Here is a 17,432-nt window from a genome sequence, read left to right on the forward strand (position 1 = left end):
TACCGCACCTGACCAATATCTCAGCGAGATGCTGTGCCCTACAGACAAGGAGAGACTGTATGGCACAACGATTGAACGATGGAACGTCAGGTGACGTAGTAATCAGGTCCGGTCCGCCGGCTTCCGGTGGCGGCTGGGGTGGAGGAGGCGGAGGTGGCGGCGGTAACAGGGTCGGCGCTTCAGGTAATTTTGGCGGCCCCAGTGCAAAGACCAAAGCCCTCAGGAGGAAGGCCCTGCTGCAACTAAGGGAAAAGCAGGCCAAAGAAAACGCAGAAGCTGTTGCACGAGCGCAGGAACAAGCCCGCGTCCAGGCTCGACAGCAATTACTCGCTGGGATGGCCCAGCGTCATGGGGTTGTGAGGGCTGAGCTCGATCGAAGTTTTGCTGCAAGAGTTGGAAAAAACACGCAATCGCTTCAGCAGGAAATCTGGGCTGTACGAACGCCATTCGTCAGTGATGTCCCATTTGAGCGCTACCGGCTTTACTCCCTCAGTAAAGAAAAAAGCGAAATCGATGGGCTGATCGCTCGTAAAACTGAAGAGCTGAACCAAAAGAATATTGCCGCTCGATCATACGATGGACACGACGCGCTTGTTCGAACTTTAAACGATTACCTGCAACGTCTGGAGGCGTTCGGAGAGGCGCTGAGTCACGGCCATCATATCTGGGAAAACGCTTATGGCGCAGCTCATGAAGCAAGGCTGTTATCGACTCAGCTCGACATGCTCTATGAAAAAAGCAACGCGTTAGCCCGAGAACATGCTAGTGCGGTCCGGGATTTTGCTGTATGGGAAAAGTATCGCCTGACCATTGAACAGCGTGATGCGCGCATTCGCTTCAAGCAGCAGACCGACGCAGACTTTCGCTTAGAGCGGGTCAAGCAGGCCAACACCTGTCGTTTTCCAGTCAAGCAATCGATGGCTGCCGTTTCGGCGCTCGTCATCCCCGGCAGGGCGTGGGTTGCGGGAGCGGCGGATGCATTGGCAATCGCCGTTACCCGGTCAGTGGTTTTATTGACCGAAGTAGCGGGTACGCTCACTGTGCGTCAAGTTGCAGTATTTGTCGGCGGAATGGCGTATCCATCCGAGCTGGGCAACGGAGAGTTATCACCCGAACAACGAGCTCGCTTGTTCCACGCTGTTGCCATCCCGGCAAATACGCTGGAGCTTCACGACAGTAGAGAGTTGCAAACAGTCGCTGACGCGGGCGGCTCGGTGGACGTGGAGTATCGGCTCAAGCCATTAGCCGCAGACGGGGGCACTGCAATCATTGCCGCCAAAACTGGAGGCGAGATTGACTCCCGGGTTCCGGTGGTAAACGCATCGCTGGATCCGCTAACCGGTGCGTACAGCGCAGAAATTCCCGGTTCACCCACCCGATATGTGGAGTTCACGCCAGACACTGTGCCTCAAGCGCAGATGCCCAGCCAGACGCCTTTGGCCGTTACGCAGCCACAGATTCAAGCCATACCGGCCGGTGTGGATTGGCGCATTCAAGATTGCATCGTTTGCGTGCCTGGCCTTGAGCCGATCTATCTGTCTTTTGGCGTTCCACCCATGGGGATGGGAGTTGTCACGGGCTCAGGTCAGCAGGCCACACAGGGCTGGTGGAATACAGCAACCCAGCCTGTGGGTGCAGCCATCCCGACGCAAATCGGCGAGCAGTTCCGGGGGCGGGAGTTCACGTCGTTCGGGGCGTTCGACGAAGCGCTTTGGCGAGCGCTCGGAGAGTATCGCCTGCTTGTCTCGCCCTTTGATGAGGTGAACAAAAAACGCATCGAACAAGGGTTTGCCCCCTATGCACCGAAAAGCACATGGGTCGGTGAAAACCGCGAGTTCGAAATGCGTTATCAAGAACGCTCGGAGTTCTGGACCGACCCGTTCAATCTCGACCAAATTCGCATCAAGGTGCCGAACAGTGCCGAGGGTTGGATTGGCGTCGTGCCGGCGGTCGCACCCTGGCCAATTCCACCGGCCAATAGCTGGACACCCCTGGTGCCGCCGGGCAGCGAACACCTCGGGTCGACGACATCACCGATCATACCGACCGACCCCTTGGTTTATCCCGGCAGCCCGGCCATCCCCGTCCTACCGCCAATCGAGACGTTTCCGGCTGTTGATGAGGGGGAGATTGGTGCGAGTATTCCGGGGTTTCCGGGGGATATGGAATTGCCTTCGCCGGATGCCCTGTTTCGTGATCGACGGGACGATCCGGGGGTTGCGACCGGAGTGGGGAAAGCGATTTCGGGGGTATGGTTGGGGGATGCTGCGCGAGGGCAGGGAGCGCCTATACCTTCGCAGATTGCTGATCAGTTAAGAGGGCGTGAGTTTGCTAATTTTCATCGGTTCAGGGAGGCGTTTTGGAAGGCTGTTGCGGCGGATGCATTACTAAGTATGCAATTTAATAAAGGTAACCTCGAAAGAATGCGAGATGGTTCAGCTCCGTATCCCACGAGGATTGATCAAATCGGAGGGCGGAAGACATTCGAGCTCCATCATCAAATTGAAATTTCAAAAGATGGCGCTGTTTATGATCTTGATAATTTATTGGTAATGACCCCGAAACGTCATATCAAACTGCATAAAGGTAACCATAATGATCTTTTTTAAAGAAAAACTCGAGGATTACACTGAGGCGGAATTTCTGACTTTTTTGGGCGAGTTTTTTCATCAGACAAGCAGTTTAAAAGGGCGAGCGCTTGAGGAGTATCGAGACAGACTCTTAAGCCATTTTGAGTCAGTCACTGAACATCCAGACCGCTCAGACGTTATCTTTTACCCAAAGGAGGGCCAGGAAGATAGTCCCGAAGGCGTCCTGAAAGAAGTCAAAGAATGGCGTGCCGCCAATAATAAACCCGGGTTCAAGCCAGAATAACTAACACCTCTACGATGGCACCTGCTCTTGATCGAGCAGATGCCATCGTCTTCGGCAACTCGCCCAGGAAAACAAGGAAGAACCAAGGATGGAACTTAAAGCAACACTCAAGGAATACACTGCATCGGAATTTCAGGCATTGGTCGACAAAATCTGGGCCGTTGATCTACCCAAGCAAGAGCATGACCGGCTGATCAATCATTTTGACCGGATCGCTGGTCACCCCAAAGGCGCGGACTTGCTGTTTTACCCAGAGGGCGAGTTTGATTCGAACAACTCGTATCTGGTTGTGCATCAGGTCAGGGCCTGGCATCAGAAACAAGGCGTCGTGGCTTTCAAGCTGGAAACTGTTCCCGTCGCGCCGCGCCCTTCGGTACCGACGGATCCAGTCAGCCGTAATCTGGCGGAGGTCAAGAAAATAGCGACAGACGTGGCCATATCGGATCAAGTCGCGGAAGCAGCCTTTAGCGCGTTTGCGCAGGGTATCCAGCAATCGCAGACAGCTCCTCTGGAAATTCCTGCTCAGGAATCCACCATCCGTGCTCTGGAACAGGCACAACACGTCGCATTGATGGCCGTGAACAAGTTCAAATCCCATAAAATGAGAATTGAGTTCGCCAGAAACGCCGCTCAAAGAAACCTGACGTATGCACGATCGGAGCACGCGCAATGGCAAAGCATCACGTTCCAGATCAACGCAACCCACGACCGTTACACTGCAAGGCTGGCAGGCATCAATCAGCGCCATCGAGTACTGCATGATGAGGCCGAGGCATTGTTGAAAACCCTGCAGGAGCAATTGATCCGCTCGCGTACTTTGGAGGGTTCAGGCCCGGCTCAAGCCGTACACAAGCTGACGGCGTCAACGGCCTTTTTTGACACGCGTTGTGATGTCTTGTTGGAGGGAGGGTTAACGCCGTTGTTTCCATCGCAACAGGTTGACCTTAAAAAAGCTATTCGCTCGAGTGTTGGGGAGTTCACCTGGAGGAACAATTCCGCTGAATTAGCAGCCGGGCGCGAACGTGCTGGCGTACTGCAATTCGAGTTTTCCAGTCGTGCAGACACCCAGGTTTATGGTGTGAGCGTTCCCCTGATCGAACTGCTTCCGCTCGAGGGCCAGGATTGGCAATCCCTCGCGCAAAGCAAGGCAGACATCGAAGTTCCATTTCGAATGTATAGCGCCGTCGTTCCGGCAAAACCCGGCACCATGTTCCAGGGTTTGCGTGAAGTTCGAACGCTGTCGCAGGTTTACATCACCTCTACGCCAACGGGTTCCTTTGCATCAGGAGTTCGTGTCAGAGCTGCACAGTATGGGCTGCAACCCAATTCGTACGTTTTTACAATTGATGGCGCCACGCCCCTCAATGTTCATTGGACTGCCCCGGTTATACAGGAGGCGAGTATTGCGCCTGGGGCAGTTTCAACCCGTCGCTTGGGTTTTATTTATTCTTTGCCGGTGCCACTGCTTGAGGCGATTGCTGACAAAGAGGAAGGCACTTCATTCGACGACTACATCGTGGTCTTCCCGCCAGACTCCGGACTTGAACCACTTTACGTCATGTTCAGAAGTCGACATGAATATCCGGTTTGACGCGTGAGCTTGAAGTGTTCGATCACGTCCAGGTAAAGGAAGTTGTCCTGGACGTGATAGCACTAAGCTTGATGTACTCAGTTCTTTTTTGCCTGCTCCCACGCCCGCTCTTCCTGCTCACGCAGTTCCGGCGTGTACTCTTCGCCGAAATCCTCCATCTCGAACACCTGGCGGATTTCGATCTCGGCTTCAGTGCCGGGCATCGGATTAGGGCAGCGCTTGACCCACTCGATGGCCTCTTCTTTGGATTTCACCTGCCACAGCCAGTAGCCGGCGATCAGTTCCTTGGTTTCGGCGAAGGGGCCGTCGATCACCGTGCGCTTGTCGCCCGAGAAGCGCACACGGGCGCCTTTGCTGCTGGGGTGCAGGCCTTCGCCCGCGACGAGGATGCCGGCCTTGGCCAGTTCTTCGTTGTAATTGCCCATGGCGGTCAGCAATTCGTTGCTGGGCATGACGCCGGCTTCGGAGTCCTGACTGGCTTTGATGATGATCATGAATCGCATGGTTTCGATCTCCGCTGAATTTGAGTGATTCAATTTATAGTCGTATGGCGGAGCACCCAATCGACACTGTTGCAAAAAAATTCGCCAACGGGGTCGATGCGTGTCTTTCGTGATGAACGCCGGGTGGCGGCTGGGGAGGGCGATTGCTTATTGGGGCGGCAAGCCGGGCTCCCACAGGGTTTTGTGGTGATTGTGCAAGCGCCGGATTTCAGATTGCTCGACGACTGTTCACAAATTGTATCCAGAGTAGGTCGTCCGACAATTTCGTGGTTAACTTCGACCTCTTCAAATTTCTCTACAACAACGTTCAGAAGGACTCCGTTCATGGCTCAAGTCACTCTTAAAGGCAACCCGGTTCAAGTCAACGGCCAACTGCCTCAAGCCGGTTCCAAGGCGCCAGCCTTTTCCCTGGTTGCCGGCAATTTGTCCGACGTCTCCCTGAAGGACTTCGCCGGCAAGCGCAAAGTGCTGAACATCTTCCCAAGCGTCGACACCCCGACTTGCGCCACGTCCGTGCGCAAGTTCAACGCCCAGGCCAATGACGTCGCCAACACCGTGGTGCTGTGCATCTCCGCTGACCTGCCGTTCGCCCAGGCCCGTTTCTGCGGCGCCGAAGGCCTGGAAAACGTACAGAACCTGTCGACCCTGCGCGGTGCCGAGTTCATCGAGAATTATGGCGTTGCTATCGCTGACGGCCCGCTCAAAGGCCTGACTGCCCGCGCCGTGGTGGTGCTGGACGAGAACGACAACGTCCTGCACAGCGAGCTGGTCAAGGAAATCGCTGAAGAACCGAACTACGAAGCGGCACTTGCTGTACTGAAATAAGCCTGCGTTTACATTTGTTAACGGCCTGGCCCTCCCCAGGCCGTTTTCATTTGTGTTTCAGTGTCTTGGATAAATCTCCTGATACGTAAGCCGAAAGTAAATTGCCGGTAAAGGCGCTTTGCTTAAGACCCGCCAGTGCTTATCGTTCAGCCTCATGTAAAAGAAGCCCACGCGCCTAATGGTTGATCACTCAATGCAATCCTCCGCCCCCCGTAGTCCCCGTCGCTGGCTGTTTGGCCTGCTTGTCCTGTTGGTCATCGCTGGTCTGTGCTGGAAATTCTGGCCCGGCAGCGCTGTGCCGAAAGACGCTGCGGGTCAAAAAGCCGTTGCCGGACACACGGGCAAGTCAGGCGCGATGCGTCCAGGGTTCGGCGGTGCGACCGGGCCGGTTCCGGTGCGAGTGGCTCCTGCGGTCAAGGGCGACTTCCCGCTGTACTACAAGGCGCTGGGTACCGTCACGGCGCTGAATACCATCAACGTGCGCAGCCGCGTTGGCGGTGAGCTGGTCAAGATCTATTTCGAAGAAGGGCAGATGGTCAAAGCTGGCGACCTGCTGGCCGAGATCGACCCGCGCCCCTACCAGAACGCCTTGCTCCAGGCCGAAGGCACCTTGCTGCAGAACCAGGCTCAATTGAAAAACGCCCAGGTGGACGTCGAGCGTTATCGTGGCCTGTACCGTGAAGACAGCATCGCCAAGCAAACCCTGGACACCGCCGAAGCGCTGGTGGGACAGTTCCAGGGCACGGTCAAGACCAATCAGGCGGCGGTCAACGACGCCAAGCTCAATCTCGAATTCACCCGGATCCGTGCACCGATCGCCGGGCGCGTCGGCCTGCGGCAACTCGATGTCGGTAACCTGGTAGCGGCCAACGACACCACGGCGCTGGCGATCATCACTCAGACCCAACCGATCAGTGTGGCCTTCACCTTGCCGGAAAACAGCCTTGAAGTCGTGCTCGCCCGCTATCGCAGCGGCGCCAAACTGCCGGCCGAAGCCTGGGATCGCGGTGACACCAAATTGCAGGCCACCGGCGTGTTGCAGAGCCTGGATAACCAGATCGACGTCACCACCGGCACCCTGAAATTCAAGGCCCGCTACGAAAACCGCGACCAGTCGCTGTTCCCCAACCAGTTCGTCAATGTGCGGCTGTTGGCCGACACCCTCAAAGACGTGGTGCTCGCGCCTTCCGCGGCGATCCAGTTCGGCACCAATGGCACGTTCGTCTATGCCCTGGACGGCGACAAGAAGGTCAAGATTCGCCAATTGAAAATCGGCGCCAGCGACGGTGAGAACACCGTGGTCACCGAAGGCCTTTCCGCAGGTGATCGCGTGGTGCTGGAGGGCACCGATCGCCTGAAGGACGGCAGCGACGTGGAAGTGGTCAACACTCCCGAGGACGTGCCGACCAGCCCGGCCGGCCACCTGCAAGGCAAATCGGCGGCAAACGGCGCTGAGCCGGCGACCACCGACAAGGCGAAAAAGGGCGGCGCATGAATCTCTCGCGGCTGTTCATCCTACGCCCGGTAGCGACCACCCTGAGCATGCTGGCCATTGTTCTGGCCGGCGTGATCGCTTATCGGCTGTTGCCGGTCTCGGCATTGCCCCAGGTCGATTACCCGACCATCCGCGTGATGACCCTTTATCCCGGCGCCAGCCCGGACGTCATGACCAGCGCCGTGACCGCACCACTTGAACGGCAGTTCGGGCAGATGCCTGGCTTGACACAAATGGCGTCCACCAGTTCCGGCGGCGCCTCGGTGCTGACCCTGCGTTTCAGCCTCGACATCAACATGGACGTCGCCGAGCAGCAGGTGCAAGCCGCGATCAACGCCGCGACCAACCTGCTGCCCAAGGATCTGCCGGCACCGCCGGTGTACAACAAGGTCAACCCGGCCGATACGCCGGTACTGACCCTGGCCATCACGTCCAAGACCATGCTGCTGCCCAAGCTCAATGACCTGGTCGACACGCGCATGGCACAGAAGATCGCCCAGATCAGCGGCGTCGGCATGGTCAGCATCGCCGGTGGACAGCGTCAGGCGGTACGGATCAAGGTCAACCCCGAGGCTCTGGCGGCCAACGGCCTGAACCTGTCGGACGTGCGCACCCTGATCGGCGCCTCCAACGTCAACCAGCCCAAGGGCAACTTCGATGGTCCGACCCGGGTTTCGATGCTCGATGCAAACGATCAACTGACGTCGCCCAAGGACTACGCCAACCTGATCCTGGCTTACGCCAACGGCGCGCCATTGCGTCTCAAGGACGTGGCCGAGATCGTCGACGGTGCCGAGAACGAACGCCTGGCGGCGTGGGCCAACGAAAACCAGGCGGTGCTGCTGAATATCCAGCGCCAGCCCGGGGCCAACGTCATCGAGGTGGTTGACCGGATCAAGGCCTTGTTGCCGAGCATCACCGACAACCTGCCGGCCGGCCTTGATGTGACCGTGCTGACTGACCGTACCCAGACCATCCGTGCCTCGGTCAAGGACGTGCAGCACGAGTTGCTGATCGCCATCGCGCTGGTGGTGATGGTGACGTTCCTGTTCCTGCGTCGCGCAAGCGCCACGATTATTCCGTCGGTGGCCGTGCCGCTGTCGCTGATCGGCACCTTTGGCGTGATGTACCTCGCGGGCTTCTCCGTCAACAACCTGACCCTGATGGCCCTGACCATCGCCACCGGTTTCGTGGTGGACGATGCGATCGTCATGCTGGAGAACATTTCCCGATTTATTGAAGAGGGCGACAGTCCGCTGAATGCGGCGCTCAAGGGCGCCAAGCAGATCGGCTTCACCCTGATCTCCCTGACCCTGTCGTTGATCGCGGTGTTGATCCCGCTGCTGTTCATGGCGGACGTGGTGGGACGGTTGTTCCGCGAGTTCGCCATCACCCTGTCGGTGGCGATCCTGATTTCCCTGGTGGTGTCCCTGACCCTGACGCCGATGATGTGCGCGCGACTGCTCAAGCGGGAACCCAGGGAAGAAGAACAAGGCCGTTTCTATCGCGCCAGTGGCGCGTTCATCGACTGGATGATCGCGGCCTACGGGCGCAAATTGCAGTGGGTGCTCAAGCACCAGCCGCTGACCCTGCTGGTGGCCATCGCCACCCTGGCGCTGACGGTATTGCTGTACATGGTCGTGCCCAAGGGTTTCTTTCCTGTACAGGACACCGGGGTGATCCAGGGGATTTCCGAGGCACCGCAGTCGATTTCCTTTGCCGCGATGAGCGAACGTCAACAGGAACTGGCCAAGGTGATCCTGGCCGATCCGGCGGTTGAAAGCCTGTCGTCCTATATCGGCGTTGATGGCGACAACTCGACGCTCAACAGCGGTCGGTTGCTGATCAATCTCAAGTCCCACAGCGAGCGCGACCTGAGCGCAATGGCAGTGATTGCCCGGCTGCAACCGGAACTGGACAAACTGGTCGGCATTCGCCTGTTCATGCAGCCGGTGCAGGATTTGACCATCGAGGATCGTGTCAGTCGGACGCAATATCAGTTCAGCATGTCGTCGCCGGACTCCGAACTGCTCAGCCTGTGGAGCGGGCGTCTGGTCGAGGCCCTGGCGCAACGGCCGGAGCTGACAGACGTCGCCAGTGATCTGCAGGACAAGGGCTTGCAGGTCTATATGGTGATCGACCGGGATGCGGCGTCGCGGGTTGGGGTCTCGGTGTCGAACATCACCGATGCACTGTACGACGCCTTCGGCCAGCGGCAGATTTCCACCATCTATACCCAGGCCAGCCAATACCGTGTGGTGCTGCAATCGCAGTCCGGGGAGAAGATCGGCCCGCAGGCGCTGCAGCAGATCCACGTCAAGACCACCGATGGCGGTCAGGTGCGTTTGTCCAGCCTGGCGCACATCGAAGAGCGACAGGCGCAACTGGCGATCACCCATATCGGCCAGTTCCCGGCGGTGATGATGTCGTTCAACCTCGCGCCCGGCGTGGCGCTGGGGCATGCGGTGCAGATCATCGAACAGGTGCAGAAGGACATCGGCATGCCGATTGGCGTGCAGACCCAGTTCCAAGGCGCGGCCCAGGCTTTCCAGGCGTCGCTGTCGAGTACCTTGCTGCTGATTCTGGCGGCGGTCGTGACCATGTACATCGTGTTGGGCGTGCTGTACGAAAGCTACATTCACCCCATTACCATTCTCTCGACCTTGCCCTCGGCGGCGGTCGGCGCGTTACTGGCGTTGATCCTCAGCGGCAATGACCTGGGCATGATCGCGATCATCGGCATCATCCTGCTGATCGGCATCGTGAAGAAGAACGCGATCATGATGATCGACTTCGCCCTGGACGCCGAGCGTAATCAGGGCATGGACCCGGAAACGGCGATCTATCAAGCGGCCTTGCTGCGCTTCCGGCCTATCCTGATGACCACCCTGGCGGCCCTGTTTGGTGCGGTGCCCCTGATGTTGGCCACCGGTTCGGGGGCGGAATTGCGCCAGCCGCTAGGCCTGGTGATGGTGGGCGGTTTGCTGGTCAGTCAGGTGCTGACGCTGTTCACCACGCCGGTAATCTACCTGTACTTCGATCGCCTGGGTCGGCGCTGGGGCCGCAAGCCTGAATCCGTGGAAGCGGTAGAGCAGCCATGAACCTTTCCGGTCCTTTCATCAAGCGTCCGGTCGCGACCATGTTGCTGAGCCTGGCGATCATGCTGCTGGGCGGTGTCAGCTTCGGCCTGTTGCCGGTGTCTCCGCTGCCACAAATGGACTTTCCGGTGATCGTGGTGCAGGCCAGCCTGCCTGGTGCAAGCCCGGAGGTCATGGCGTCCACCGTGGCCACGCCGCTTGAGCGTTCCTTCGGCGCCATCGCCGGGGTCAACACCATGAGCAGTCGCTCCAGCCAGGGCTCGACACGGGTGATCCTGCAATTCGACCTCGACCGCGACATCAACGGCGCGGCGCGGGAGGTGCAGGCGGCGATCAACGCCTCGCGTAACTTGTTGCCCAGCGGTATGCGCAGCATGCCGACCTACAAGAAGGTCAACCCGTCCCAAGCGCCGATCATGGTGCTGTCGCTGACCTCGGACGTGCTGGAAAAGGGCCAGCTCTACGACCTGGCTTCGACCATCCTGTCCCAGAGCCTGTCCCAGGTGCAGGGGGTCGGCGAGGTCCAGATCGGCGGCAGTTCGCTGCCGGCGGTGCGCATCGAACTCGAACCCCAGGCGCTCAATCAGTACGGCGTGGCGCTGGACGATGTGCGCAACACCATCGCTAATGCCAACGTGCGCCGGCCCAAGGGCTCGGTGGAGGACAGCCAGCGCCTGTGGCAGGTCCAGGCCAACGATCAACTGGAGAAAGCCAAGGACTACGAATCGCTGATCATTCACTACGCCGACGGTGCAGCCTTGCGCCTGAAGGATGTGGCCAAGGTCAGCGACGGCGTCGAAGACCGCTACAACAGCGGGTTCTTCAACAACGATTCGGCGGTATTGCTGGTCATCAACCGGCAGGCCGGCGCCAACATCATCGAGACGGTCAACGAGATCAAGGCCCAATTGCCGGCGTTGCAGGCGGTGCTTCCGGCCAGCGTCAAACTGAACCTGGCCATGGACCGCTCGCCGGTGATCAAGGCCACACTGCACGAAGCGGAAATGACCCTGTTGATCGCCGTGGCCCTGGTGATTCTGGTGGTGTTCCTGTTTCTCGGTAACTTTCGTGCGTCGCTGATTCCGACGCTGGCGGTGCCGGTGTCACTGGTCGGCACCTTCGCGGTGATGTACCTCTATGGCTTCTCGTTGAACAACCTGTCGCTGATGGCGCTGATTCTGGCCACCGGGTTGGTGGTGGACGATGCCATCGTGGTGCTGGAGAACATTTCCCGGCACATCGACGAAGGTGTGCCGCCGATGAAGGCCGCGTACCTCGGTGCCCAGGAAGTCGGTTTCACACTGCTGTCGATGAACGTGTCGCTGGTGGCGGTGTTCCTGTCGATCCTGTTCATGGGCGGGATCATCGAAAGCCTGTTTCGCGAGTTCTCGATCACCCTGGCGGCGTCGATCGTGGTCTCGCTGGTGGTCTCGCTGACACTCACGCCGATGCTTTGCGCGCGCTGGCTCAAGCCCCATGTCCCGGGCCAGGAGAACCGCTTGCAGCGCTGGAGCCGGCAGGCCAACGAATGGCTGGTCGGAAAATACGCGACGAGCCTCGACTGGGTGCTGCGTCATCGGCGGTTGACCTTGTTGAGTCTATTGGTGACCGTTGGCGTCAACGTTGCCCTGTACGTGGTCGTGCCGAAAACCTTCATGCCGCAACAGGACACCGGCCAGTTGATCGGTTTTGTGCGCGGCGATGACGGCCTGTCGTTCAGCGTGATGCAGCCGAAAATGGAGACCTTCCGCCGTGCCGTGCTCAAGGACGAAGCCGTGGAAAGCGTCGCCGGTTTCATCGGTGGCACCAACGGCACCAATAACGCCTTCATGCTGGTGCGTCTGAAACCGATCAAGGAACGCAATATTTCGGCGCAGAAAGTCATCGAACGTCTACGCAAGGAAATGCCCAAGGTCGCCGGGGCGCAACTGATGCTGATGGCCGACCAGGACCTGCAATTCGGTGGTGGTCGTGAACAGACCACGTCGCAGTATTCCTACATTTTGCAAAGCGCTGATCTTGGCGAGTTGCGCGAGTGGTATCCGAAAGTCGTCACGGCGCTGAGGGCCTTGCCGGAGCTGACCGCGATTGACGCCCGTGAAGGCCGTGGCGCCCAACAAGTGACCTTGATTGTCGACCGCGACCAGGCAAAACGCCTGGGGGTCGACATGAATATGGTCACGGCGGTGCTGAACAACGCCTACAGTCAGCGGCAGATTTCCACCATCTATGACAGCCTCAACCAGTACCAGGTGGTGATGGAGGTCAATCCGAAATACGCCCAGGACCCGATCACCCTCAAGCAGGTTCAGGTGATTACCGCTGCGGGTGCGCGGATTCCGCTGTCGACCATCGCTCACTACGAAAACAGCCTGGAAGATGACCGGGTCAGCCACGAAGGCCAGTTCGCTTCCGAAAGCATCTCCTTTGACATGGCCGAAGGGGTCACGGTGGAGCAGGGCACGGCGGCCATCGAGCGAGCGATTGCCAGGCTGGGGATGCCGGAAGACGTGATCGTGAAAATGGCCGGCACCGCCGATGCCTTTGCCGCCACCCAGAAGAGCCAGCCGTTCATGATCCTTGGCGCACTGGTGGCGGTGTACCTGGTATTGGGTGTGCTGTATGAAAGCTACATCCATCCGTTGACCATTCTGTCGACCTTGCCCTCGGCCGGGGTCGGCGCGTTGCTGTCGATCTATGCCCTGGGCGGGGAGTTCAGCCTGATCTCTTTGCTGGGCCTGTTCCTGCTGATCGGCGTGGTCAAGAAAAACGCCATCCTGATGATCGACCTGGCCCTGCAACTCGAACGCCAGCAAGGCATGGCGCCGCTGGAGTCGATCCGCAACGCCTGTTTGCAACGTTTACGGCCGATTCTGATGACTACACTGGCGGCGATCCTCGGAGCCTTGCCATTGTTGCTCAGTCGTGCCGAAGGGGCGGAAATGCGCCAGCCACTGGGCCTGACCATTATCGGCGGGCTGATCTTCAGTCAGGTGCTGACCCTTTACACCACCCCGGTGGTTTACCTCTATCTCGATAAGCTGCGCCATCGCTTCAACCATTGGCGTGGGGTGCGTACCGATGCTGCTCTGGAAACTCCGCTATGACTGACCGTTCGCTTTACAACCTGACTGCACCGATGATCGCGGCTCGAGGCTCGCGTTTGTTGAGCCTGTCGCTGTGCGTGGCGATGCTCAGTGCCTGCGCCGTCGGCCCCGATTACCAGCGCCCGCAAACCGCCGCGCCTGCGCAGTACAAGGAAGCCGCCGGCTGGCGTCAGGCCAATCCCAGCGATTCCCTGGCGCGCGGCGCGTGGTGGGAGTTGTACGGTGATCAGCAACTCAATGGGCTGGTCGAGAAACTCAATGCGTCCAACCAGACCGTGGCCCAGTCCGAAGCCCAGTATCGCCAGGCCCAGGCCCTGGTGCGCAGCGCACGAGGCGCGTTTTTCCCGACGGTGGACCTGACCGTCGGCAAGAACCGGTCAAGCCAGGGCACCGGCAGCAGCAATTCCAGCCTGACCAGTTCTTCCAGCGGCATTCGCGACACCTACACCGCCCAGGCGGGCGTGAGTTGGGAAGCGGATGTCTGGGGCAAACTGCGCCGTGGCCTGGAAGCCGACACCGCCAACGCCGAGGCCAGTTTTGCCGATCTGGCGGCGATGCGCCTGAGCCAGCAGTCGGAACTGGTGCAGAACTACCTGCAATTGCGCGTGATCGATGAGCAGAAACGTCTGCTGGAAGCGACCGTCGAAGCCTATCAGCGTTCGCTGAAAATGACCGAGAACCAGTACCGCGCCGGGGTTTCCGGCAAGGACGCGGTGGCTCAGGCGCAGACGCAACTCAAGGGTACCGAGGCAGACATGGTCGATCTGATCTGGCAGCGCGCCCAGTTCGAAAACGCCATTGCCGTACTCGTCGGTCTGCCGCCCGCCGAGTTCAGCCTGGTGGAAATCAACAGCATCCCGGCATTGCCGCAAGTGCCACTGAGCCTGCCTTCGCAATTGCTTGAACGGCGCCCGGACATTGCCTCCGCCGAGCGTTCGGTCATGGCTGCCAACGCCAACATCGGTGTGGCCAAGGCGGCCTATTACCCGGACCTGACGCTGAGCCTGAATGGCGGTTACAGCAGCAGCACGTACTCCAATTGGATCAGCCTGCCTAACCGCTTCTGGTCGGTCGGCCCTCAACTGGCCATGACCTTGTTCGACGGTGGCCAGCGTTCGGCGGAAGTGGACCGCAGCGAAGCGGCCTACGATGAAACCGTGGCCAAGTACCGCCAGACGGTGCTCGACGGTTTCCGTGAAGTGGAAAATTACCTGGTTCAACTCAAGGTGCTGCAAGACGAAGCGGTCGTGCGTCAGCAGGCACTGGATGCGGCCCGTGAGTCGTTGCGTTTGACCCAGAACCAATACAAGGCCGGGTTGATCGCGTACATCGATGTGGTGGTGACCCAGGCGGCGGCCCTGAACAATGAGCGCAGCAACCTGAGCCTGCTGCAAAGTCGTTTGATTGCCAGCGTGCAGTTGATTGCGGCGTTGGGTGGCGGCTGGGATGGCCAACTGCAGGTCAGCGACAATTTGTAGGCGCTGGCTTGCCAGCCACGGCATTGTGTCAGGCGCCATCCATTTTGAATCGGCTGCCCCCCTCGTCGGGACGCCGCCCGGACCCGGCTCGCGCCCACAGGTTTCTGCGCTCCACCCAATCACTGTGGGCGCTGAGCCCAGTTAAGGTGAAACCTTAAAACAAGCGTTTCATCGGACTGCTGGCCTTTTGCTAATTTTGTGAGTGCGTTCTCAATTGGAATCAGTACAATCGCCGGATTTGCCCTGCCGAGAATGAATTCCATTACGGAGGGTGTTGGCGAGAAGTCTCATGCTTATCGGCAGTTATTCCCCCACCCTGGTTTTCATCTCCCTTAGTGTCGCGATTCTCGCTTCGTACACGGCCCTCGACTTGAGCGGACGCATTGCCACGGCCAAGGGACGGGCCGTGCATTTATGGACGGCGGGTGGTGCTTTTGCCATGGGCATTGGCGTGTGGTCGATGCATTTCATCGGCATGCTCGCGTTCAAGTTGCCCATCGACCTGGGCTACGACCTCACCTTGACGCTGTTGTCGCTGTTGATCGGCATCCTGTCTTGCGGCTTTGCCCTGTGGCTGGTCAGTCAGCCGCAACTGCCGGCCTGGCAATTGGCTTTCGGCGCACTGGCGATGGGGACCGGGATCAGTGCCATGCATTACACCGGCATGGCGGCCATGCGCATGCAGCCTGGTATCGATTACGACCCGACGCTGTTTAGCGCATCGCTGCTGATCGCGGCGGGCGCCTCCGGCGCGGCGCTATGGATCGCGTTCCGCCTGCGCCAGCACGCGCCGTATGTGCGCCTGATCCGCGGCGGTGCGGCAGTCATCATGGGGATTGCCATCGTTGGCATGCATTACACCGGCATGGCGGCTGCGCGTTTCGCGGATGGCAGCTTTTGCGGCGCTGCCGTCAATGGCTTGAATGGCAAAGGCCTGGACAACCTCGTCCTGATCACCACCCTGGCGGTGTTGAGCATTGCCTTGCTGACGTCGATCCTCGATGCGCGCCTGGAGTCCCGCACCGCCGGCCTTGCCCAGTCGCTGACCGAAGCCAACCGCGAACTCACCCAACTGGCCCTGCACGACACCCTGACCGGGTTGCCGAATCGGGTCCTGCTGGCCGATCGCATCGAACAGGCGATGTCCAGGGTGGACGCCGAGGGTGGTTGTTTTGCGTTGATGTTCATCGATCTGGACGGCTTCAAACCGGTCAATGATGCCTTTGGTCATCATATGGGTGACCTGTTGTTGCGCGAGGTCAGCCTGCGTTTGCGTGAAGACCTGCGTAGTCAGGACACCCTGGCGCGAATCGGCGGCGATGAGTTCGTGCTGCTGATGCAACTGGGTGAGCAGATCGACGCCATGGGCCTGGCGGCGCGCCAGGTCGGATTGATCGCCCGTTCGTTCCGGGTCGCCGAACATGACTTGCAGATCTCTGCCAGCATCGGCATTGCGCTCTATCCGGGCAATGGCCAGACCGTCCATGAGTTGCTGATGAATGCCGATGCGGCGATGTATCACGCCAAGGGCACAGGCAAAAACGGTTACAGCTTTTTCGATGCCTCGATGAACAGCAACGCGCGCAAGCAGCTGCAACTGCTGCAAGACCTGCGCAACGCGCTGGACCGGAACGAATTCAGCCTTCACTACCAGCCCAAGTTCGACGCCGGCACGGGTCGGCCGGTCGGTGCCGAGGCGTTGTTGCGCTGGCAGCACCCGACGCAAGGCATGTTGCTGCCGGACAAGTTCATCCAACTCGCCGAAAAGACCGGGCTGATCATTCCGATTGGCGACTGGGTGCTCAATGAAGCCTGCCGCCAGATGCGTGAGTGGTACGTGCTCGGTTACACCGACTGGCGCATCGCAGTGAACCTTTCCGCCATGCAGTTCTGCCATGTCGGCCTGGTACAGAGTGTCGCCAAGGCGCTGACCACGCACCAACTGCCGGCCAACAGCCTGACCCTGGAAATTACTGAAACCACGGCCATGAGCGATGCCGATGCGAGCATGACGGTGCTCCAGTTGCTGTCGGACATGGGCGTTGACCTGTCCATCGATGATTTCGGCACCGGCTATTCCAGCTTGATGTATCTCAAGCGTCTGCCGGCCAACGAACTGAAGATCGACCGCGGTTTTGTGCGGGATCTGGAGCGTGACAGCGACGACGCCGCCATCGTTTCCGCCATTGTCGCCCTGGGCCAGGCGCTGGGCTTGCGGATCGTCGCCGAAGGCGTGGAAACCGGGATGCAACAGGACTTCCTGACCCAACTCGGTTGCGACTCATTGCAGGGTTACCTGCTCGGGCATCCATTGCCGGCCGAGCGTTTCATCCTGGAAATTCACCGTTCGGAGCAATTGGCCGTCGTCTGATCGGTGGCGAGGGAACTCGTTCCCTCGCCATATCGAATGGCAACAGACCCATGCAAAAACCGAAGAGGACGGTTATCCTTCCCCCCGGTT

10 protein-coding genes are annotated in these 17,432 nt (G+C 59.2%); 9 read left to right on the top strand and 1 reads right to left on the bottom strand.

Annotated elements, in window-relative coordinates:
* Positions 1-59: 59 nt before the first annotated feature.
* The 3 genes from GQ39_RS06845 to GQ39_RS06855 all read left to right on the top strand — a co-directional run bounded on the left by GQ39_RS06845 (position 60) and on the right by GQ39_RS06855 (position 4,465).
* Positions 60-2,609 carry an S-type pyocin domain-containing protein gene (locus GQ39_RS06845; protein ID WP_047528451.1) on the top strand — a complete coding sequence of 850 codons (2,550 nt, stop codon included), beginning with the start codon at positions 60-62 and terminating at the stop codon, positions 2,607-2,609.
* Complete coding sequence (locus GQ39_RS06850; RefSeq protein ID WP_047528452.1) at positions 2,596-2,874, top strand: bacteriocin immunity protein; 279 nt, start codon at positions 2,596-2,598, stop codon at positions 2,872-2,874. The genes GQ39_RS06845 and GQ39_RS06850 overlap by 14 nt, the downstream gene beginning before the upstream one ends.
* An 88-nt stretch (positions 2,875-2,962) precedes the next feature.
* Positions 2,963-4,465, top strand: coding sequence for an S-type pyocin domain-containing protein (locus tag GQ39_RS06855; RefSeq protein WP_047528455.1), 1,503 nt, complete (start codon positions 2,963-2,965; stop codon positions 4,463-4,465).
* Positions 4,466-4,542: 77 nt separating this feature from the next.
* On the opposite strand, the gene GQ39_RS06860 is transcribed toward GQ39_RS06855, so the two are convergent.
* On the bottom strand, positions 4,543-4,968 hold the full coding sequence (locus GQ39_RS06860) for a YciI family protein (RefSeq protein ID WP_047528456.1): 426 nt from the start codon (positions 4,966-4,968) through the stop codon (positions 4,543-4,545).
* A gap of 324 nt (positions 4,969-5,292) precedes the next feature.
* On the opposite strand from GQ39_RS06860, the gene tpx reads away from it, so the two are divergent.
* The 6 genes from tpx (at position 5,293) to GQ39_RS06890 (ending at position 17,342) form a co-directional block, all read left to right on the top strand.
* Entirely contained in the window at positions 5,293-5,793 is a 501-nt protein-coding gene (gene tpx / locus GQ39_RS06865; RefSeq protein ID WP_047528457.1) for a thiol peroxidase, read from the top strand.
* Between the two features lie 178 nt (positions 5,794-5,971).
* On the top strand, positions 5,972-7,288 hold the full coding sequence (locus GQ39_RS06870) for an MdtA/MuxA family multidrug efflux RND transporter periplasmic adaptor subunit (RefSeq protein ID WP_047528458.1): 1,317 nt from the start codon (positions 5,972-5,974) through the stop codon (positions 7,286-7,288).
* The gene (locus GQ39_RS06875; RefSeq protein WP_047528459.1) at positions 7,285-10,389 is read left to right on the top strand and encodes an MdtB/MuxB family multidrug efflux RND transporter permease subunit; all 3,105 of its coding nucleotides are present in this window, start codon (positions 7,285-7,287) and stop codon (positions 10,387-10,389) included. Before GQ39_RS06870 ends, GQ39_RS06875 begins: the two co-directional genes overlap by 4 nt.
* The gene (locus tag GQ39_RS06880; protein WP_047528460.1) at positions 10,386-13,493 is read left to right on the top strand and encodes an efflux RND transporter permease subunit; all 3,108 of its coding nucleotides are present in this window, start codon (positions 10,386-10,388) and stop codon (positions 13,491-13,493) included. The genes GQ39_RS06875 and GQ39_RS06880 overlap by 4 nt, the downstream gene beginning before the upstream one ends.
* On the top strand, positions 13,490-14,971 hold the full coding sequence (locus tag GQ39_RS06885; protein ID WP_047528463.1) for an efflux transporter outer membrane subunit: 1,482 nt from the start codon (positions 13,490-13,492) through the stop codon (positions 14,969-14,971). Before GQ39_RS06880 ends, GQ39_RS06885 begins: the two co-directional genes overlap by 4 nt.
* Positions 14,972-15,260: 289 nt before the next feature.
* A complete protein-coding gene (locus GQ39_RS06890) occupies positions 15,261-17,342 on the top strand; it encodes a putative bifunctional diguanylate cyclase/phosphodiesterase (protein ID WP_047528465.1) in 2,082 nt (693 codons plus the stop codon).
* Positions 17,343-17,432 lie beyond the last annotated feature (90 nt).

The sequence above is a fragment of the Pseudomonas sp. 11/12A genome (genome assembly GCF_000800055.1).
In the GTDB taxonomy this organism is placed as follows: domain Bacteria; phylum Pseudomonadota; class Gammaproteobacteria; order Pseudomonadales; family Pseudomonadaceae; genus Aquipseudomonas; species Aquipseudomonas mohnii.

What these genes read in the sequence shown, in the direction of transcription:
- GQ39_RS06845 (WP_047528451.1), top strand. Translation starts at nt 60, where the DNA reads ATGGCACAACGATTGAACGATGGAACGTCAGGTGACGTAGTAATCAGG.
- GQ39_RS06850 (WP_047528452.1), top strand. Translation starts at nt 2,596, where the DNA reads ATGATCTTTTTTAAAGAAAAACTCGAGGATTACACTGAGGCGGAATTT.
- GQ39_RS06855 (WP_047528455.1), top strand. Translation starts at nt 2,963, where the DNA reads ATGGAACTTAAAGCAACACTCAAGGAATACACTGCATCGGAATTTCAG.
- GQ39_RS06860 (WP_047528456.1), bottom strand. Translation starts at nt 4,968, where the DNA reads ATGCGATTCATGATCATCATCAAAGCCAGTCAGGACTCCGAAGCCGGC.
- tpx (WP_047528457.1), top strand. Translation starts at nt 5,293, where the DNA reads ATGGCTCAAGTCACTCTTAAAGGCAACCCGGTTCAAGTCAACGGCCAA.
- GQ39_RS06870 (WP_047528458.1), top strand. Translation starts at nt 5,972, where the DNA reads ATGGTTGATCACTCAATGCAATCCTCCGCCCCCCGTAGTCCCCGTCGC.
- GQ39_RS06875 (WP_047528459.1), top strand. Translation starts at nt 7,285, where the DNA reads ATGAATCTCTCGCGGCTGTTCATCCTACGCCCGGTAGCGACCACCCTG.
- GQ39_RS06880 (WP_047528460.1), top strand. Translation starts at nt 10,386, where the DNA reads ATGAACCTTTCCGGTCCTTTCATCAAGCGTCCGGTCGCGACCATGTTG.
- GQ39_RS06885 (WP_047528463.1), top strand. Translation starts at nt 13,490, where the DNA reads ATGACTGACCGTTCGCTTTACAACCTGACTGCACCGATGATCGCGGCT.
- GQ39_RS06890 (WP_047528465.1), top strand. Translation starts at nt 15,261, where the DNA reads ATGCTTATCGGCAGTTATTCCCCCACCCTGGTTTTCATCTCCCTTAGT.